This is a genomic window from Pseudomonas sp. 32A (genome assembly GCF_052682255.1).
In genome coordinates this window covers 414,871-433,343 of record NZ_JBQYLY010000001.1, presented here as the reverse complement: position 1 = coordinate 433,343, position 18,473 = coordinate 414,871, and the positions used below count along the sequence as shown (strand labels likewise).

Below are 18,473 nucleotides of genomic sequence, written 5' to 3'. Positions count from 1 at the left end.
TATCTTGGAGAATCATATGAACACCCAACCCCTGCGCGTCGGCATCGGCGGGCCGGTCGGCTCCGGCAAGACCGCCCTGACCCTGGCCCTGTGCCTGGCCCTGCGTGATCGCTACAACCTGGCGGTGGTCACCAACGATATCTACACCCGTGAAGATGCCGACTTCCTGGTGCGCAACCAGGCCCTGGCGCCCGAGCGCATCATCGGCGTGGAAACCGGCGGCTGCCCCCACACCGCGATTCGCGAAGACGCCTCGATCAACCTCGAAGCGGTAGACCAGTTGAACCGGCGCTTTCCCGGCCTGGACCTGATCCTGGTGGAATCCGGCGGCGACAACCTGTCGGCCACCTTCAGCCCGGAACTGTCGGACCTGACCATCTACGTGATCGATGTGTCGGCCGGCGACAAGCTGCCGCGCAAAGGCGGGCCGGGGATCTGCAAATCCGACCTGCTGGTGATCAACAAGATCGACCTGGCGCCGCTGGTGGGCGCGTCCCTGGAGCTGATGAACAGCGACACCCAGCGCATGCGCGGCGGTAAACCTTTCGTCTTCAGCAATCAGAAAACCGGCGTCGGCCTGGAAGAAATCGTCGCCTTTATCGAACGCCAGGGCTTGCTGACCGCAGCCTGATCAACCTCAACAAGGAGCCTGTCCATGCGCCTCAATACACTTTTTGCCGCCGCAGCGTTGCTGCTCACTCCCGCCCTCGCCTTTGCCCACCCCGGCCATGGCGACAACGGCCTGGTGGCCGGTATCAGCCACCCGCTGGGCGGCATCGACCACTTGCTGGCGATGGTCGCCGTGGGCCTGTGGGCCGCACAACAGAAAGGCGCCGCACGCTGGGCGCTGCCGTGCACCTTTGTCGGCACCATGCTGATCGGCGGAATGCTGGGCTTTGAAGGCCTGGCATTGCCGGCGCTGGAAAGCGGGATTGCCGCGTCGGTGCTGGCGCTGGGCCTGGCGGTGGCGCTGGCGGTGCGTCCACCGTTGTTCGTGGCAGTGGCGGCCACTGCACTGTTTGCGCTGTTCCATGGCGTGGCGCATGGTTTGGAGCTGCCGGACATGTCCAGCCCTTGGGCGTATGCCGTAGGGTTTGTGGGTGCGACGGCGGCTTTGCATGCGGCGGGTTATGCCGTGGTGCGTTTCCTGCCGGCGGCGGCAGCGCCGTTGGTGCGGGTGGCGGGTGCGGTTTCGGCGGCGACTGGGGTTTGGTTGCTCGCCGCCTGAGATTTTCAGCGCTCCTGAGGGCCTCTTCGCGAGCAAGCCCGCTCCCACATTCGACTGCATTCCAACAATGGAACTCGATCGAATGTGGGAGCGGGCTTGCTCGCGAAGGCGGCAGTAAAGACAACACCGATCCCAAGCCTGATACCATGTCGCGCAAACACCCCTGCCGTGACGACGCCAGCCGATGCCCATCGCTCCAAGCTCCGCCCTCAAGCCTCAATTGACCGCTGTGTTGACGCACTTCCACGACCTGATCGTGCCGCTCTGGCATGGCCCGGGCTGGAATGCCGACCTGGCGCTGCCCTATGAGGCCCTGGACGCCGACCATCGGCCTTTGCCCCCGCAACGCTACCGCGCCATGGCCTGCGCACGGCAGTTGTACCTGTTCGCCAGCCTGATCGGCGAGCCCGGCGCCGCCTTTGCCGAGGAGCGCGCCGCCGCGCTGTTCCGTTCCCTGCAACGGCACTTCCACGACGCCGAGCACGGCGGCTGGTTCTACAGCATCGACGCCCACGGCAAGCCGCTGGATAAACGCAAGGACCTCTACACCCACGCCTTCATCATCTTCGCCTGCGCCCACTATTGGGCCAAGGTGCGTGAATCGCTGGTGGAGTCGGTGCTCGATGCCGCCCTGGAAGTGGTCGCCGAACGCTTCGCCACCGGCGACGGCCTGTACGAAGCGGTGCTGGAACGTAACTGGTCATCCCTCAAGTCCGGCCCTCTGCAAAACCCGTTGATGCACCTGGCCGAAGGCTTCCTTGCCACGCTGGCCGTGCGTGAAGACGCCGTCACCCAGGACGCATTGCTGGACCTGGCCAACGCCATGCAGAAGCGCTTCATCGACCGCCAGCACGGCGTGATGATGGAAAAACCCCTGGGCGCTGTGGATAACTGGTTTGAGCCGGGACATCAGTTCGAATGGTTCTTCCTGCTGGAGTCTTCGGACTTGTTGCGGGGCACACCGCTGCACGCATCGTTGAACAAAGCGTTCAGCTATGCCGAGCAAAAGGGTGTGGATAACCTGACTGGCGCGGTCAGCGGCATGCTTGCCCTGGACGGCAGCGTACGCGACGGCACCCAGCGTATCTGGGCCCAGGCCGAATACCTGCGGGCGCTGCCTTGCGGCCCAGCAGTGAAGCCGTGCTGCACCGCCAATTGCTGGCGTTGCAGCAGCGCTTCCTGCACGACAAAGGCTGGAATGAATGCCTGGATGCCAAGGGGCAAGTCAGCCGACGGGATATGCCGTCGACCACGCCTTACCACTTGGCGACGTGCTACCTGGGCCTTACGCAATCCATTTGCGATCCCCGGTAAAACTGATCGTCAGCCAGCGCGCCGCGTCCGGCTTGCCCAGCCCTGTGGATATTTCTTCGCGCAGCCCGTCCAGGGTGGCGACGTTATCCACCGGGTAATCCGCCGGCAGCACCACATGAATCTCGATAAACCGCGCCCGCCCGTGCTTCTGTACGTAGGACACGTAATCATCGAAACCATGCTTGGCCACCACCGCCTCCATCACTTCGCGGACCTTGCCGTCCAGTTGGTCCGGCACAATCCCCAGCACATCCCGCAGCGCCGGGCGCAGGATCTTGAAGGCCGGTGCCAGCATGCTCAGCGCCAGCAGAATCAGGATCAACGGGTCGACGTATACCGCCCACTGCCCATAGCCCTGGGACTTGAGCAACAGCGCCGCCAGGAAGCTCACCAGCAGCCCCACCGACAGCATCGCGTCCACCAGCCAGCTGATGTTGTCGAACTGGATCAGCGACGACTTGAGCGTGCGATTGCGGTAACGCACATAGAAGAAATAGGCGAACTCGACGACGGTAAATACCGCCGCGTAGATGATCACCAGGCCCAACTCGATATCGCGCCCGCCATTGATAATGCCGAACACACCGTTGAGAAACGCATAGATGGCGATCAACAGCAGGAAACTGCCTTCGATCAGCAGCACCATGGGTTCCAGGTGCCAGTAGCCGAACTGGAAACGTTCGTTGCTTTTCTTGGCGATCAGCTTGGCCGTGATCAGCATCAGCACCTTGATGGCGGTGGCGATCAGCGAGAAAAAGCCGTCGAATAAGATCGATTGGGCGCCCGACACCACACCCGTGACAATCCCGGCGATCGCCACGGCGAACATCAGGATGGTCGATTGTTTGAGCAGCGACTGCTCACCTCGGTTACTCACATATCCTCCTGTCAAAACCTTTGAACCGCACAGCGCGGCGGGGTTTTCAGGGGTGGAGTGTACCTTATGTCCTGTTTTGGCCGATTTGCCGCATATTCAAGGCTGACAAAAACCTGTGGCGAGGGAGCCTGCTCCCGCTGGGGCGCGGAGCGGCCCTGGCATTTTTTGGGGCCGCTTCGCAGCCCAGCGGGAGCAAGCTCCCTCGCCACACCAGCTCGACGAACTTAAGCCTTGGCGCCACGCTCAATCGCAAACCCGGCCCAGGTCTGGCTGACCGGCATCAGTTCCAGACGGTTGATGTTCACGTGTGCCGGGGTGTTCAGCACCCAGAAGATCGTGTCCGCAATGTCCTGCGGCTGGATCGGCTCGGCGCCGGCATAGGTCGCGTCATAACGCGCCTGGTCACCGGCAAACCGCACCAGGGAGAACTCGCTTTCGCACAGGCCGGGCTCAATGTTGGTCACGCGCACGCCGGTGCCCTGCAAGTCGCACCGCAGGTTCAGCGAGAATTGTTTGACGAAGGCCTTGGTGCCGCCATACACGTGGCTGCCCGGGTACGGGTAGCTGCCGGCGATGGAACCAAGGTTGATGATGCCGGCGCCACGGCCGTGGGCGATCAGGCGCGGCAACAGCAGGCTGGTGGTGGTCAGCAGGCCTTTAATGTTGGTGTCGACCATGGTTTCCCAATCGTCGAGGCTGCATTTGGGCGCAGGGTCGGTGCCCACCGCCAGGCCGGCGTTGTTGATCAGCCCGCGCAGCGTGGCAAAGGACGGCGGCAGGTTGGCGATTGCCTCTTCCATGGCCTTGCGGTCACGTACGTCCACCACCAGGCCGAGTACTTCGGTCTGCTTGGAGAGCTCGGCGCACAGGGCGTTCAGACGCTCTGCGCGGCGGCCGGTGAGCACCAGTTTCCAGCCGGCTTCGGCAAAACGGCGGGCACAGGCTTCGCCGAAACCGGAGGTCGCGCCAGTAATAAACAGCGTATTGGACATGGTGTTCTCCTTGCAGGGCTACGAGGTAAAAAATCAGCCAGCAGAATGCCCGGCTGCCGGGCTGGCGGCAACTGATACGCGCTGTGGACAGCGGTGAAGGCGGCTCATACTGTACGAAATTCAACCAATCCCTTGGGAGCCATACAGGCTGTGGCGTGCAGCCATGTGCGCGCACCTTATCCACAGCCCCGTCCACAGTCTTTGGGGGCAAGTACAAAAGCTGAAAGCCACGGTGTACAAGGCTTTCAGCGCGATTCAAAAAGTTTTTTGCTTGACCTGGACCCAGCCATATGTAGCCCGGTTCAAAACAGTGCACTCAGGACGATGGCTACAGGCCAGTCATTCCGGCCTCTGCGGCACTCTTTCCAGAGTTTAGTCACAGACTTATCCACAGGCCGAAGTGACATATTCCGGTCATATACCTGTGTCTTTAAACAGGTTGACAAAACCCTCGGGTGGTCGCGAAAAACTCACTGATCAATAAACAACCACCGCGCTACAAGCCACGGAAACAAAGGCCTCCAGCCAGCTACTCCCACGTTACCCACAGCCGGTTCCACAGTGGTTGGGGACAAGTCAAAACTGTGACAAAACAGGGATTTGCGGCGGCTATATGTCGCGCTTTGGCAGGTGTCTGGATTTGTTGTCCACAATTTCAGGAAAGCGCTGTGGATGATCGTTCCCACGCTGATCGTTCCCACGCTCTGCGTGGGAATGCAGGCCGGGACGCTCCGCGTCCCAAAGCGTGACGCAGAGCGTCACAAGAGGCGTTCCCACGCGGAGCGTGGGAACGATCAGAGTTACATCAGTGCCCGCCGAGGTAGGCGTTGCGCACCTCTTCATTCACCAGCAGCTCCTTGCCGGTGCCTGTAAGGCGAATCTCGCCGTTGACCATCACGTACGCCCGGTCCGACAAGCGCAGCGCATGGTTGGCGTTCTGCTCCACCAGGAAGATGGTCATGCCGGTAGACGCCAGCTCCCGCAGCGTGGAAAAGATCTGCTTCACCACAATCGGCGCCAGCCCCAGGCTCGGCTCGTCCAGGAGCAACAGCTTGGGTCGACTCATCAGCGCACGGGCGATGGCGAGCATCTGCTGCTCACCACCGGACATGGTCATTGCCCGCTGGTTACGCCGCTCCTTGAGCCGCGGAAACAGCTCGAACATCCGCTGCATGTCCTCGGTAGCGAACTTGTCGCCAATCGGGATAGTGCCCATCAGCAGGTTTTCCTCGACGGTCATGTCGGGGAACACCCGCCGCCCTTCCGGCGACTGCGCAATGCCGTTGGAGGCGATGTAGTGGGACGACTTGTGGGTAATGTCGACGCCGCGATAGATGATCTGCCCGGACTCGGCCCGTGGCTGGCCAAAGATCGACATCAGCAGCGTGGATTTACCCGCGCCGTTGGAGCCGATCAGGCTGACGGTTTCGCCTTCGTTGACGTGCAACGAGACTTTTTTCAAGGCCTGGATCGGGCCGTAGTACACGTCCAGGTCTTTCAGTTCGAGGATTGGCTCACTCATACCAGCTCCTCTTCATCAGCGCCCAGGTAAGCCGCGATCACTTTAGGATCGTTGCGGATTGCTTCAGGGCCGCCCTCGGCAATCACGTTGCCGTGGTCCAGCACCACGATGTGGTCGGAAATACTCATCACCATGCCCATGTCGTGTTCGATCAGCACCACCGTCAGGTCGTGCTCGTCCCGCAGCAGGCGAATCATCGCGCTGAGGGCTTCGGTTTCCTGGGGGTTGAGGCCGGCAGCCGGTTCGTCGAGGCAGATGATCTGCGGCCGGGTGCACATGGCGCGGGCGATTTCCAGGCGGCGTTGTTGGCCGTAGGACAACTCGCCGGCCAGGCGGTTGGCGCAGTCCACCAGGTCCACCACTTCCAGCCAGTAGAAGGCATGGTCAAGGGCATCGCTTTCAGCCTTGCGGTAACCCTTGGTGTTGAGGATGCCCGCGAGCATGTTGCGGTTGACCCACATGTGCTGGGCCACCAGCAGGTTCTCCACCACCGACATTTCCTTGAACAGGCGAATGTTCTGGAAGGTGCGCGCCAAACCGGCACGGTTCACCAGGTGGGTGCCGCCGAACATCTTGTAGAACACCCGGCTGACGAAGCTTTTCGGTGAAACAAAGTCGGTGGCCTTGAAGCGCTCGCCCAGCAGCTGGATCACGTTGGTCTGCTTGCCACGCACATTGAGTTCGATCTTGCCGCCGGAGGCTTTGTAAAAACCGGTGAGGCAGTTGAACACCGTGGTCTTGCCGGCACCGTTGGGGCCGATCAACGCGAAGATCGAGTTGCGTTCGACCTTGAGACTCACATCGCTCAAGGCCTTGATGCCACCGAAGTGCATCATCAGGTGTTCCACGGAGAGGACGACTTCCTTGCTCATGGCGCCACTCCTTTACGTGGGACTACACCGGTACGGCTGATACGAATCAGGCCTCGTGGTCGCCAGATCATCATCACCACCATCAACACGCCGAACAGCAGCACGCGGTATTCAGAGAAGCTGCGCAGCAGTTCCGGCGCCACGGTCAGCACGAACGCGGCAATCACTACGCCGACGGTCGAGCCCATGCCGCCCAACACCACGATGGCCAGGATCAGCGCCGACTCGAAGAAGGTGAACGACGACGGGTTGACGAAGCCCTGGTAGCTGGCGAAAAACACCCCGGCCAAGCCGGCAGTGGACGCGCCGATGGTGAAGGCCGAGAGCTTCACCAGCACGTGGTTGAGGCCCATGGAACGGCAGGCGATTTCATCTTCTCGCAAGGCTTCCCAGGCGCGGCCCACCGGCATGCGGGTCAGGCGGTGCTTGATATACAGCACCAGCAGCACCACCAGGAACAGCACGATGTAGATGAACAGGAATTTGAAGTTGGGGTTGTAGTCGATGCCGAAGAACTCGTGGAACGGCACCCCACCATCCTTCGCCTTACGCACGAACTCCAGGCCGAAAAAGGTTGGCGACGGCACCGGCATGCCATTCGGGCCACCGGTAAACGACAGCCAGTTGTTCAGTACCAGGCGGATGATTTCACCGAAGCCCAGGGTAACGATCGCCAGGTAGTCACCGTGCATTCGCAACACCGGGAACCCGAGTATGCATCCCGCCAACGCCGCACAGATCGCCGCCAGCGGCAGCACCGTCCAGAAGCCCAGGCCGAGGTATTGATAACCCAGCGCCAGGCCGTAGGCACCGATGGCGTAGAACGCCACGTAACCCAGGTCGAGCAGCCCGGCCAGGCCCACCACGATGTTCAGGCCCAGGCCCAATAGCACGTAGATCAGCCCGAGAATGACCACGGTCAGCAGGTATTTGTTGGCAAAGAACGGGAACACGATGGCAATCACGATCAACGCCGGGATGATCCAGCGCAGGCGCGATTTGTAGTCGGGCTTGAGTACATGCACACCGGAGCCGGTGCTTTCAAAACCCTGCAGAATCCGCAGGCCCTTGGGGGTTTGCAGGAACAGGCTCATGGCGAACCGGCCAACCATCACGATGGCCACCAGGATGCCGACACGCGCCGGTTGCAGGTTGAAGCTGTAGCCGTCGAGGACCACGCCGACGATCGGACCGAACACGATCAGCGAAATCAGCCCGGCGAGTACCGCATCGACGACACTTTTCTTGATATCGATAGAGTAGGCAGCAGACATAGTTATACCTTCGCCACGAGTGGGCGACCGAGCAGGCCCTGGGGACGGAAAATCAGGATCACCACCAGCAGGGAGAAACTGAACACGTCTTTGTAGTCAGAGTTGATCAACCCCGAGAACAGCGACTCGGAAATACCCAGGATGATCCCGCCGAGCATGGCCCCAGGCAGGGAACCGATGCCGCCGAGTACCGCTGCGGTAAATGCCTTGATGCCGATGATGAAGCCGGCATAGAAGTCGAACGTGCCGTAGTTCAGGGTGATCAGCACACCGGCCAAGGCGGCCATGGCGGCACCAATCACGAATACGTAGGAGATGACCCGGTCGGTGTTGATGCCGAGGATCGACGCCATCTTGCGGTCTTGCTGGGTTGCGCGGCACATGCGGCCGAGCTTGGTGTACTTGATGATGTAGGTCAGCAGGCCCATGCCGACAAACGCGGCCACCAGGATGAACACCTTGGTGTAGGTCAACTGCACGAAGCCGGTGCCGATATCGACTCTCCAGGCGCCGGCCAGCAGCGTCGGGATGCCTTGTTGCTTGGCGCCCTGGGCGATCTGCGCGTAGTTCTGCAGGATCAGCGAAATACCGATGGCGCTGATCAGCGGTGCCAGTCGGGTGGAGTTACGCAGCGGTTTGTAGGCGACACGCTCGATAACCCAGCCGTAAACGCCGGTGACGACGACGGTGAAGATCAAGGTGCCAAGAATGAGCAGCGGGAAGGATTCGATGCCGAAGTAAGCCAGCAGTGCCAGACTGATCGCCGCGAGGTAAGCGGAAATCATATAAACCTCGCCATGGGCGAAGTTGATCATGCCAATGATGCCATAGACCATTGTGTAGCCGATGGCGATCAAGCCATAGACCGACCCGAGGGTCAGCCCATTGACCAGTTGCTGCAGGAAAATACCATCCATAACGCAATCTCACGCAGTGAGAGCCTGCACACGGGTGGGTGTGCGGATCTTCTAGGAGGAAAACAGAGGCTCGGCACTCGCCCACTGCAGGAGCGAGCTTGCTCGCGAAAAACCCGAGAGCGACGCATGCATCCAGGATGCCCGCGTCATCGTTGACGTTCTTCGCGAGCAAGCTCGCTCCTACAGAGAGGTCATGCAGTCAGTTCGGATTACTTCTGCTTTTCCAGCTGGTGATACTTGCCGTCCTTGTCCCACTGGTAAACCACGTAGTCGGAGATTTTCAGGTCGCCCTTGGTGTCCCAGTTCTTCTCGCCCATAACGGTTTTGACCGGGTGGGCCTTCAGCCACTTGGCAGCGTCTTCGCCCTTGTCGGACTTGGCGCCGTTGAAAGCAGCCGCCAGGGCCTGGACCGACGCGTAGGCGTACAGCGTGTAGCCTTCAGGCTCGGTGCCATTTTTGCGGAACTCTTCCACGACGGTCTTGCTGTCTGGCAGCAGGCGCGGGTCGGCGCCGAAGGTCATGTACACGCCATCCACATACTGCGCACCACCGGCGGTCGCCACCAGTTCGTCGGTGACCACGCCGTCATCGGACATGAACTTGACGTCTTTCAGGCCGGCTTCACGAATCTGGCGAACCAGTGGACCTGCTTCCGGGTGCAGGCCGCCGAAGTACACGACGTCAGCCCCGGTGGAGCGGATCTTGGTGACCAGCGCGCTGAAGTCTTTCTCGCCACGGGTCAGGCCTTCTTCCAGCACCGGCTTGACGCCACGCTTGGTCAGCTGAGCCGCAGTGGCGTCAGCCAGGCCTTTGCCGTAGGTGTCCTTGTCGTTGATAACCGCGATTTTCTTGCCCTTGAGCACGTCGACGATGTAGTCGCCGGCCACGATGCCTTGCTGGTCGTCACGACCACACATGCGGAACACAGCCGACAGGCCGCGCTCGGTCACCTGTGGGTTGGTGGAGCCCGGGGTGATCATGATCACGCCCGCATCGGCATACACCTCGGAGGCTGGAATGGTGTTGGACGAGCAGAAGTGCCCGACCACGCCAATCACTTTGTCCTGGTCAACCAGGCGGTTGGCGACGGCCACGGCCTGCTTGGGTTCGCAGGCGTCATCACCGGCCACCAGCTTGATCTGCTCGCCGTTGATGCCGCCGGCCTTGTTGATGACATCGGCTGCCGCCTGGGCACCTTTCATGTACTGCTCACCAAATGCCGCGTTGGCGCCGGTCATCGGCCCCGCTACGCCAATCTTCACATCAGCTTGAGCAAACGCAGAAACACCCAGCGCCGCAGCAACGGCGAGGGCTAGAAAACCTTTCTTGTAAAACGTCTGGGACATGAGTGGTGCTCCGAGGTTTTTGTTGAATTGGCATTCTTTTAACAACAGCCGGCTTCACTTCAAAAGCTTTCGGAAAGCCCAGAGCAAGCGGCGTGCCATTACGTTTTTATTATTCAAAAAGACACGGTGTCATTGTTATTACAGGTTTTTGGGCGCCTTTTGATTGGACGTGCAACCGTCTATCTCAACCGGGTGCAACCATTGGACCCACAAAGTGCAACCCGACCAATCAAGCACTGCAACCCGGCCATTAAACGGCCACCCTTGAACCTGTAACAGCGTGCGTAACGGAAGTGCACATTTACAGTGCGTTACTGCTACGACTCGCACCAATACAGATTAGTAGCCTGCTAAGAAAATGCAGGCTTCTGAGCGGTATTTCGTTGATCAGATCACGATCCGCAGGCATTGGCCCGCGTGATACAGCGAGAATCCCGCCTCATACAAACAGCTGCGCAGGCCCACACCGGCCAGCGGCTGCATGGGTGCAAAGGGGATCGGCAACGCCTGTGGATCCTGGTGACACAGGTAATCCGCGAAGGCTTTACCCACGACACTGCCGGTCGTCACGCCGCGCCCGTTGTAACCGGTGACGGCCACCAGCCCAGGCGCTGGCTCGAACAGGCGCATCAGGTGGTCCGGCGTGAAGGCGATGCAGCCGGTCCAGGTGCATTCCCACTGCACCGGCTTGAGGTACGGGAAGTAGTGCTGCTGCACCCGATCGGCCCAGGCCTTGAGGAACCAGGCGGGTTTCTGGTTGCCATTGCCCAGGCTGCCGAGTAGCAGCCGGCCCTCGGCGTCGCGGCGGATGCTGCTGAGTACCTGGCGGGTGTCCCAGGAGCCTTGGCCGCCGGGGAGGATTTGTTGTGCGGCTTCGTCGGTCAGCGGGGCCGATGCCACCTGATAGTAATAACCGGGGAAAAAGTTGCGGCGCAGCTCGGTCCACTCGCCTTCGGTATAGGCGTTGGAAGCGATCACCACCTGTTCGGCCTGCACCGAGCCCTGGGCAGTTTGCACAGACCAGTGCTGGCCCTGGCGTTCCAGTTGGGTGACTGGGGAGTGATCGAACAACTGTCCGCCGAGCCCGACTGCGGCATTGGCCAAACCACTGGTGTAGGCCATCGGGTTCAAGGTGCCGGCACGCCGGTCGAGCAAGGCGGCAGCAATCTTTTTGGTACCGGTGGCTTGCTCGCAGGCCGCGCCGGTCAATAGCTCCACCGGTGCGCCGCGACGCTTCCATTGTTCTTCACGACTGAGCAGATCCGCCTCGCCACGGGCGTTATGCGCCATGTGCAACGTGCCCTCGCGGCGCAGTTGGCAATCGATGTTGTATTTGTCGATCAGGCTGAACACCAGAGACGGTGCCGCGCCGAGCATGCGGTTGAGCTGGCTGCCTACCGCTTCGCCGAAACCGGCTTCGATCTCGTCCGGGGGTATCCACATCCCGGCGTTGACCAGCCCCACGTTGCGCCCCGAACCACCGTGGCCGGTGCGATGGGCTTCGAGTACGGCGACGCTTTTACCTTGTTCCAGCAGGTGAATGGCCGCCGACAAACCGGTGATCCCGGCGCCGATCACGCACACATCCACCTTGACCTCGCCCTTGAGCGCAGCGCGGTCCGGCCGGCCAGGGGTGAGTTGTTCCCACAAACATGCTTCGCGTAATGCCATTGCCAGACTCCGATGAGACCTAACAAACCACTTTTGTTGATGTGCGAACCCGATCAAATGTGGGAGCTGGCTTGCCTGCGATGCAGGCACCTCGGTGCATCAGTTACACCGGGGTGATGCTATCGCAGGCAAGCCAGCTCCCACATTGACCGCACTCCGAGCAGAGATTTAGTCGAAGGTAATGCCCTGGGCCAGCGGCAGTTCCAGCGAGTAGTTCACGGTGTTGGTCTGGCGACGCATGTACCCGCGCCATGCATCCGAACCCGATTCACGCCCGCCACCGGTTTCTTTCTCACCGCCAAACGCGCCACCAATCTCCGCGCCGCTTGGGCCGATGTTGACGTTGGCGATCCCGCAATCACTGCCCACCGCCGACATGAACTGCTCAGCTTCACGCACGTCAGTGGTAAAGATGCACGAAGACAGGCCTTGTGGCACGGCATTGTTCAGGCGCAGCGCCTCAGCAAAATCGGTGTAGCCGACCACGTACAGAATCGGTGCAAACGTCTCGGTGCACACCACATCACTCTGCTCCGGCATTTCCACAATGGCCGGCGACACGTAGTAAGCGTTGGGGAACGTGTCTTCCAACTGACGCTTGCCGCCAAACACCCGGCCGCCTTCGCTCAAGGCTTGCTCCAGGGCGTCCTGCATGTTTTCGAAGCTGTGTTTGTCGATCAGCGGGCCGATCAGGTTGCCTTCCAGCGGATGGCCGATGCGCACTTTGGAATACGCGGCCTTGAGGCGGGTGACGATTTCCTCTTTCACCGACTCATGGGCGATCAAGCGGCGCAGGCTGGTGCAGCGCTGCCCGGCGGTACCGACGGCGCTGAACAGGATGGCGCGCACGGCCATGTCCAGGTCGGCGCTTGGGCCGAGGATCATCGCGTTATTGCCGCCCAGCTCGAGAATGCTGCGGGCAAAACGTGCGGCGACTTTCGGTGCCACTTCGCGGCCCATGCGGGTGCTGCCGGTGGCGCTGATCAGCGCGACACGCGGGTCATCCACCAGTGCGGCGCCGGCGTCGCGGCCACCGATGATCACTTGGCTGAGGTACGGCGGCGCATCGCTGAAATTCTTCAGCACACGCTCGAAGAGCGCCTGGCAGGCCAGGGCGGTGAGCGGAGTCTTTTCCGACGGTTTCCAGATCACCGCGTTGCCGCATACCAGCGCCAGCGCGGTGTTCCACGCCCATACCGCGACCGGGAAGTTGAACGCGCTGATCACGCCGACCACGCCCAGCGGGTGCCAGGTTTCACGCATGTGGTGGCCCGGGCGCTCGGAGGCAATGGTCAAGCCGTACAGTTGGCGCGACAGGCCGACGGCGAAGTCGCAGATGTCGATCATTTCCTGCACTTCACCCAAACCTTCCTGGGTGATCTTGCCGGCTTCCCACGACACCAGCTCGCCGAGGTCGGCCTTGTACTCGCGCAACACGTCGCCGAACTGGCGCACCAGCTCACCACGACGGGGGGCCGGCACCTTGCGCCAGGCGTCGAATGCATGCTCGGCGCGACTGACCTGCTGCTCCACCTCGGCGGCGCCTTCCCAGTGCACACTGGCAATCCGGCTGCCATCAATGGGCGAATGCACGGGTTGTTTACCCGACTGGTACAGCGCCGGGTTTACCCCGAGACGATCAAGCAATGCGGCAACCATGGGTCACTCCTTCAATCCACAAACAGAAATATGCGCCGCCAGTTCACACGGCGATCCAGACCTTATTTGTAGCTGGCCCAAGACTTGCCAACAAACGACGATTAGGCGAGATATCATTCCGTTTATTCATGCTAAGAACAAAAAGAGGCGTGCCGTGCTGAATAAAAGACATTTGCCCTCGATCACCGCCTTGCAGTGTTTCGAAGCGGTTACCCGCCACCTGAGTTTTACCCGCGCCGCCGAGGAGCTGAACCTCACCCAGAGCGCCGTCAGCAAACAGGTCGCGCAGCTGGAAGAACTGCTGCAGCACCTGCTGTTTCGCCGGGTGCGCCGCCGCTTGCAGATGACCCCGGCGGGCGATCTGTACCTGGTGGAAGTCCGAAAAATCCTCACCCAGGTGGAGATGTCCACCCATTACCTGCGCTCCTACGGCGGCGAGACTGAAGTGCTGCGGGTGTCCACGCCCTACACCTTCGGCGCGCGCTGGCTGGTGCCGCGCCTCAAGGGCTGGCGACTGCGGCATCCGCAGATTCACCTGGACCTGTGCAACGAACAGGAGCCCGACGAGCTGCTGCAAGGCAAGGCCGACCTGGCCTTCTACTTCGGCCAGGGCTCACGGCCCGGCACCGAGAGCCTCAAGCTGTTCAGCGAAGAACTGGTGCCCGTGTGCTCGCCCGACAGCCTGCCGGCGCAACCATTTACCGACCCCACGCAACTCAGCGAACTGGTGCTGCTGCAAAACGCCTCGCGCCCCCAGGGCTGGCACGACTGGTTCGCTGCACAGGGCCATCACACCGAACACAGCTATCACGGGCCGCGCTTCGAAACCTTTTATATGTGCATCCGCGCCGCACAAGTCGGCTGCGGCGTGGCGCTATTGCCCAGGTTTCTGGTGGAAGAAGAGTTGGCCGAAGGCAAGCTGGTGATCCCTTGGCAGCATGCGATGCCGAGCCAGGATGCCTATTACCTGGCCTACCCCGAGCACTCGGCGGAAGTGCCCAAGGTGCGGGATTTTGTGAAGTGGATGATGGAGCAGGTTGAGTCTGATTGACCTTTTTTGCCTGCAATACCGCTATCGCAGGCAAGCCAGCTCCCACATTTTGGAATGCATTCACCTGTGGGAGCTGGCTTGCCTGCGATGGCGCCGGTAGCCATCCTCAAAAAAATCACTGGCAAAACAGCACAGGTCTATGCGCCACTAGCGCCATTCCTTAATTGTGCGTAAAGGTCGGCGCCCATCGCCGACCCGTCTGGAGATTCCCGTTATGAGCGAGAGTGTGTTTGCCGATCGCATCGTGCAGAACCTGCTCGACACCGACTTCTACAAGCTGACCATGATGCAGGCGGTGCTGCACAACTACCCGAACGTGGAAGTTGAATGGGAGTTTCGTTGCCGTAACAGTGAAGACCTGCGCCCGTACCTGGCGGAGATCCGCTACCAGATCGAGCGCCTCGCCGAGCTGAGCCTGAGCCCCGACCAACTGGGCTTCCTGGAACGCATCAGCTTCATGAAACCGGACTTTCTGCGCTTCCTCGGGCTGTTTCGCTTCAACCTGCGCTACGTCCAGACCGGCATCGAAAACGGCGAGCTGTTTATCCGCCTGCGCGGGCCCTGGCTGCATGTGATTCTGTTTGAAGTGCCGATGCTGGCCATCGTCAGCGAAGTGCGTAACCGCTATCGCTACCAGACCGTGATCCTCGAACAGGCCCGCGAGCAGCTGTATCGCAAGTTCGACTGGCTGACGGCGAATGCCAGCGTCGAAGAACTTTCCGAATTGCAGGTGGCGGATTTCGGCACGCGCCGACGCTTCTCCTACCGCGTGCAGGAAGAAGTGGTGAGCGTGCTCAAGCACGACTTCCCCGGGCGTTTTGTCGGCACCAGCAACGTGCACCTGGCCCGTGAGTTTGATATGAAGCCGCTGGGCACCATGGCCCACGAATGGATCATGGCCCACCAGCAACTCGGCCCGCGGCTGATCGACAGCCAGATCGCCGCCCTCGATTGCTGGGTACGCGAGTACCGTGGACTGTTGGGTATCGCCCTGACCGATTGCATCACCACCGATGCGTTCCTCGGCGATTTCGACCTGTACTTCGCCAAGCTCTTCGACGGCCTGCGCCACGACTCCGGTGACCCGGTGCAATGGGCCGAAAAGGCAATCGCCCACTATCACAAACTGGGGATCGAGCCGATGAGCAAGACCCTGGTGTTCTCCGACAGCCTGTCGCTGCCCAAGGCGCTGGAGATTTTCCGCGCGCTGCGTGGTCGGATCAATGTGAGCTTCGGCATCGGCACCAACCTGACCTGTGATATTCCAGGTGTGGAACCGATGAGCATCGTGCTTAAAATGACCGCCTGTAATGGCCAGCCCGTCGCAAAGATCTCTGATGAAGCGGGCAAGACCCACTGCACCGATCCGAACTTCGTCGCTTATTTGCGCCACGTTTTCAAAGTACCTGCCCTACCCAGCAAGGAGTGAATCATGCAAGCCGTACAGCGCGAGATTGCTGAACAGCTCAAGGTCCAACCACCGTTCAAGGACCAGGCCGCCCTTGAGGCGGAGGTCGCCCGGCGCGTTACCTTTATCCAGGACTGCCTGCTCAATTCAGGCCTCAAGACGTTGGTGCTGGGCATCAGCGGCGGCGTCGATTCCCTGACCGCCGGCCTGCTGGCCCAACGTGCGATGCAAGAGTTGCGGGCCGCCAAGGGTGACGACGCCTACCGCTTTATCGCGGTGCGCCTGCCCTACGAAACCCAGTTCGACGAACACGACGCCCAGGCGTCCGTGGACTTTATCGAACCCGACGAGCGTCATACGGTAAACATCGGCCCGGCGGTGAAATCCCTGGCCAATGAAGTGGCAGCGTTTGAAGGCAAGGCTGCGGTCTCCCGGGACTTCGTGCTGGGCAACACCAAGGCGCGCATGCGCATGGTGGCGCAGTACACCATCGCCGGCGCGGCCAGTGGTTTGGTGATTGGTACCGACCATGCGGCGGAAGCGGTGATGGGCTTTTTCACCAAGTTCGGTGATGGCGCCTGCGACCTGGCGCCGCTGAGCGGGCTGGTGAAGAACCAGGTGCGCGCGATTGCCCGGCACTTTGGTGCACCGGAATCGTTGGTGGAGAAAATCCCGACGGCCGACCTGGAAGACCTCTCGCCGGGCAAGCCGGACGAAGCGTCCCATGGCGTGACCTATGCCGAGATCGATGCGTTCCTGCACGGCGAGCCGGTGCGCGAGGAAGCCTTCAAGATCATCTGCGACACCTATCGCAAGACCGAGCACAAGCGGGTGATGCCGTTTGCACCCTGAGCACTGTAAGAGCGAGCTTGCTCGCGAAGATCGTCAACGAAAACGCGCCCATCCTGGATGAGCGCGGTGCCTTTGAGGTTTTCGCGAGCAAGCTCGCTCCTACAAGAGTGTTTACTTCAGGGTCACAGTGCCTTTCATCATCGAGATGTGGCCTGGGAACGAGCAAAAGAACGCATAGTCAGTGCCTGCCGCCAGCTTCGACACATCGAAGGTCACGGAGTATTTCTCGCCAGCACCGATGATCTTGGTGTGGGCGACGATGCGGGTGTCGCCGTCTTTCAGGTAGTTCTTGTCGATACCGGCGGCCATGCCGTCGCTGGCGATGCCAGGCATGTCGGCGGCGGAGCTCAGCACCCAGTTATGGCCCATGACGTTTTTCGGCAAGCTGCCGGAGTGGGTCAACTCAACGGTGAACGTCTTGCAGCTCTTGTCGATTTCGATGGCCTTGGTGTTGAAGGACATCTGGTCAGTGGAGTCGACAGTGACCTTGCACTCTGCAGCAAGCAACTGGCCGCTAGCCAGAGTCAGCAGGGAAACAGCAACGAGTTTGGCAAACATGTGAATCTCCAGGGCAGGGTTTAAAAACGCATATTGCGACAAGGGTGCCTGAGTCAGGCAGGACTTCATATGATCTGTATCAACAGATTGTATACAACTTTAGGCTATCAGACTCATCGACACAATCTACCGGCCAACGCGCTGGTACCGGCCTATGATCGGCTCATCACCCTTCCGGAGTCCGAGCCATGCACCTCAATAGCCTGTTCCGCAGCCTGCTTGCCGCCTATGCCTGTGGCGCCAGCGGCACCTGCGAAACGCCTCGACGCGAGGTTTAATCCTTTGAGAGACGCACGCCAGCCTTTACTCTTTAGCCACAACTGAGTGGAGTCAGGTATGTCTTTGAAGTCTGTCTGTGTGTTTTGCGGTGCCAGCAGCGGCACCAACCCGGCCTACCGTGAAGCAGCCGTGGCCCTCGGGCGCGCGCTGGCCCAGCGCAAGCTGACCCTGGTGTACGGCGGCGGCGCCGTGGGCCTGATGGGCATCGTCGCCGATGCCGCCCTGGAAGCCGGCGGTGAAGTGATCGGGATCATTCCCGAAAGCCTGAAAGTCCTGGAAATCGGCCACAAAGGCCTGACCCGCCTCGAAGTGGTCGACGGCATGCACGCCCGCAAGGCCCGCATGGCCGAGCTGAGCGACGCCTTTATTGCACTGCCGGGCGGCCTGGGCACCCTGGAAGAACTGTTCGAGGTCTGGACCTGGGGCCAGCTCGGTTACCACGGAAAACCGCTGGGTTTGCTCGAAGTGAATGGTTTTTACCGCAAGCTGACCGATTTTCTTGATCATATCGTCGGCGAAGGTTTCGTCCGTGCACCGCATCGTGCCATGCTGCAAATGAGCGAATCGCCGGCTGAGCTGCTTGACGTACTGGATGCCTGGCAACCGCTGGTCCTGCCCAAATGGGTGGACCAAAAACCCGATTAACCCTTGGG

The 18,473-nt window shown here is 60.8% G+C and carries 16 protein-coding genes and 1 pseudogene; 7 read left to right on the top strand and 10 right to left on the bottom strand.

From position 1 onward, the window contains the following. Positions 1-16 precede the first annotated feature (16 nt). The 3 genes and pseudogenes from ureG (at position 17) to ACUN0G_RS01895 (ending at position 2,542) form a co-directional block, all read left to right on the top strand. The gene (gene ureG / locus ACUN0G_RS01905) at positions 17-631 is read left to right on the top strand and encodes an urease accessory protein UreG (RefSeq protein WP_003217431.1); all 615 of its coding nucleotides are present in this window, start codon (positions 17-19) and stop codon (positions 629-631) included. Positions 632-655: 24 nt separating this feature from the next. Continuing rightward, positions 656-1,228 carry a HupE/UreJ family protein gene (locus ACUN0G_RS01900; protein WP_421551947.1) on the top strand — a complete coding sequence of 191 codons (573 nt, stop codon included), beginning with the start codon at positions 656-658 and terminating at the stop codon, positions 1,226-1,228. A gap of 184 nt (positions 1,229-1,412) precedes the next feature. Then, a pseudogene (locus ACUN0G_RS01895) lies at positions 1,413-2,542 on the top strand (AGE family epimerase/isomerase). Here ACUN0G_RS01895 and ACUN0G_RS01890 read toward each other — a convergent pair. The 9 genes from ACUN0G_RS01890 to amaB form a co-directional block, all read right to left on the bottom strand. After that, on the bottom strand, positions 2,514-3,419 hold the full coding sequence (locus tag ACUN0G_RS01890; RefSeq protein WP_258343436.1) for a cation diffusion facilitator family transporter: 906 nt from the start codon (positions 3,417-3,419) through the stop codon (positions 2,514-2,516). The pseudogene ACUN0G_RS01895 and the gene ACUN0G_RS01890 sit on opposite strands and share 29 nt — an antisense overlap. Positions 3,420-3,643: 224 nt before the next feature. Then, positions 3,644-4,411, bottom strand: a complete 768-nt coding sequence (locus ACUN0G_RS01885) for an SDR family oxidoreductase (protein WP_003217437.1) — start codon at positions 4,409-4,411, stop codon at positions 3,644-3,646. A gap of 805 nt (positions 4,412-5,216) precedes the next feature. Beyond that, complete coding sequence (locus ACUN0G_RS01880) at positions 5,217-5,933, bottom strand: ABC transporter ATP-binding protein (protein WP_445572569.1); 717 nt, start codon at positions 5,931-5,933, stop codon at positions 5,217-5,219. Next, positions 5,930-6,805, bottom strand: coding sequence for an ABC transporter ATP-binding protein (locus ACUN0G_RS01875; RefSeq protein ID WP_063033375.1), 876 nt, complete (start codon positions 6,803-6,805; stop codon positions 5,930-5,932). The genes ACUN0G_RS01880 and ACUN0G_RS01875 overlap by 4 nt, the downstream gene beginning before the upstream one ends. Further along, on the bottom strand, positions 6,802-8,079 hold the full coding sequence (livM, locus tag ACUN0G_RS01870) for a high-affinity branched-chain amino acid ABC transporter permease LivM (protein ID WP_167664835.1): 1,278 nt from the start codon (positions 8,077-8,079) through the stop codon (positions 6,802-6,804). Before livM ends, ACUN0G_RS01875 begins: the two co-directional genes overlap by 4 nt. A 2-nt stretch (positions 8,080-8,081) precedes the next feature. Then, on the bottom strand, positions 8,082-8,996 hold the full coding sequence (locus ACUN0G_RS01865; protein WP_003217447.1) for an ABC transporter permease subunit: 915 nt from the start codon (positions 8,994-8,996) through the stop codon (positions 8,082-8,084). Between the two features lie 209 nt (positions 8,997-9,205). Next, complete coding sequence (locus tag ACUN0G_RS01860; RefSeq protein WP_421551950.1) at positions 9,206-10,342, bottom strand: branched-chain amino acid ABC transporter substrate-binding protein; 1,137 nt, start codon at positions 10,340-10,342, stop codon at positions 9,206-9,208. A gap of 387 nt (positions 10,343-10,729) precedes the next feature. Continuing rightward, on the bottom strand, positions 10,730-12,013 hold the full coding sequence (gene amaA, locus ACUN0G_RS01855) for an L-pipecolate oxidase (RefSeq protein ID WP_445572568.1): 1,284 nt from the start codon (positions 12,011-12,013) through the stop codon (positions 10,730-10,732). Positions 12,014-12,181: 168 nt separating this feature from the next. Continuing rightward, positions 12,182-13,672, bottom strand: a complete 1,491-nt coding sequence (amaB, locus tag ACUN0G_RS01850) for an L-piperidine-6-carboxylate dehydrogenase (RefSeq protein ID WP_226475853.1) — start codon at positions 13,670-13,672, stop codon at positions 12,182-12,184. 154 nt (positions 13,673-13,826) lie between these two features. Here amaB and ACUN0G_RS01845 point away from each other — a divergent pair, with 154 nt between their 5' ends. The 3 genes from ACUN0G_RS01845 to nadE all read left to right on the top strand — a co-directional run bounded on the left by ACUN0G_RS01845 (position 13,827) and on the right by nadE (position 16,983). After that, positions 13,827-14,723 (top strand): LysR family transcriptional regulator, encoded by an 897-nt coding sequence (locus ACUN0G_RS01845; protein ID WP_218263935.1) that lies wholly within the window; start codon positions 13,827-13,829, stop codon positions 14,721-14,723. A 214-nt stretch (positions 14,724-14,937) separates the two neighbouring features. Then, complete coding sequence (gene pncB, locus ACUN0G_RS01840) at positions 14,938-16,152, top strand: nicotinate phosphoribosyltransferase (protein ID WP_076018037.1); 1,215 nt, start codon at positions 14,938-14,940, stop codon at positions 16,150-16,152. A 3-nt stretch (positions 16,153-16,155) separates the two neighbouring features. Next, the gene (gene nadE / locus ACUN0G_RS01835) at positions 16,156-16,983 is read left to right on the top strand and encodes an ammonia-dependent NAD(+) synthetase (RefSeq protein ID WP_177025915.1); all 828 of its coding nucleotides are present in this window, start codon (positions 16,156-16,158) and stop codon (positions 16,981-16,983) included. Positions 16,984-17,094: 111 nt separating this feature from the next. Here nadE and azu read toward each other — a convergent pair whose 3' ends face one another. Beyond that, complete coding sequence (gene azu / locus ACUN0G_RS01830; protein WP_445572567.1) at positions 17,095-17,541, bottom strand: azurin; 447 nt, start codon at positions 17,539-17,541, stop codon at positions 17,095-17,097. Between the two features lie 336 nt (positions 17,542-17,877). On the opposite strand from azu, the gene ACUN0G_RS01825 reads away from it, so the two are divergent. Beyond that, a complete protein-coding gene (locus ACUN0G_RS01825) occupies positions 17,878-18,465 on the top strand; it encodes an LOG family protein (protein WP_177069980.1) in 588 nt (195 codons plus the stop codon). Positions 18,466-18,473: the final 8 nt, after the last annotated feature.

Bases quoted from the DNA above. Each gene is read 5' to 3' on its own strand.
- ACUN0G_RS01880 (WP_445572569.1), bottom strand. From the start codon at position 5,933: ATGAGTGAGCCAATCCTCGAACTGAAAGACCTGGACGTGTACTACGGC.
- azu (WP_445572567.1), bottom strand. From the start codon at position 17,541: ATGTTTGCCAAACTCGTTGCTGTTTCCCTGCTGACTCTGGCTAGCGGC.
- ACUN0G_RS01860 (WP_421551950.1), bottom strand. From the start codon at position 10,342: ATGTCCCAGACGTTTTACAAGAAAGGTTTTCTAGCCCTCGCCGTTGCT.
- ACUN0G_RS01865 (WP_003217447.1), bottom strand. From the start codon at position 8,996: ATGGATGGTATTTTCCTGCAGCAACTGGTCAATGGGCTGACCCTCGGG.
- pncB (WP_076018037.1), top strand. From the start codon at position 14,938: ATGAGCGAGAGTGTGTTTGCCGATCGCATCGTGCAGAACCTGCTCGAC.
- livM (WP_167664835.1), bottom strand. From the start codon at position 8,079: ATGTCTGCTGCCTACTCTATCGATATCAAGAAAAGTGTCGTCGATGCG.
- ACUN0G_RS01875 (WP_063033375.1), bottom strand. From the start codon at position 6,805: ATGAGCAAGGAAGTCGTCCTCTCCGTGGAACACCTGATGATGCACTTC.
- ACUN0G_RS01885 (WP_003217437.1), bottom strand. From the start codon at position 4,411: ATGTCCAATACGCTGTTTATTACTGGCGCGACCTCCGGTTTCGGCGAA.
- ureG (WP_003217431.1), top strand. From the start codon at position 17: ATGAACACCCAACCCCTGCGCGTCGGCATCGGCGGGCCGGTCGGCTCC.
- nadE (WP_177025915.1), top strand. From the start codon at position 16,156: ATGCAAGCCGTACAGCGCGAGATTGCTGAACAGCTCAAGGTCCAACCA.
- amaB (WP_226475853.1), bottom strand. From the start codon at position 13,672: ATGGTTGCCGCATTGCTTGATCGTCTCGGGGTAAACCCGGCGCTGTAC.
- ACUN0G_RS01900 (WP_421551947.1), top strand. From the start codon at position 656: ATGCGCCTCAATACACTTTTTGCCGCCGCAGCGTTGCTGCTCACTCCC.
- ACUN0G_RS01825 (WP_177069980.1), top strand. From the start codon at position 17,878: ATGTCTTTGAAGTCTGTCTGTGTGTTTTGCGGTGCCAGCAGCGGCACC.
- amaA (WP_445572568.1), bottom strand. From the start codon at position 12,013: ATGGCATTACGCGAAGCATGTTTGTGGGAACAACTCACCCCTGGCCGG.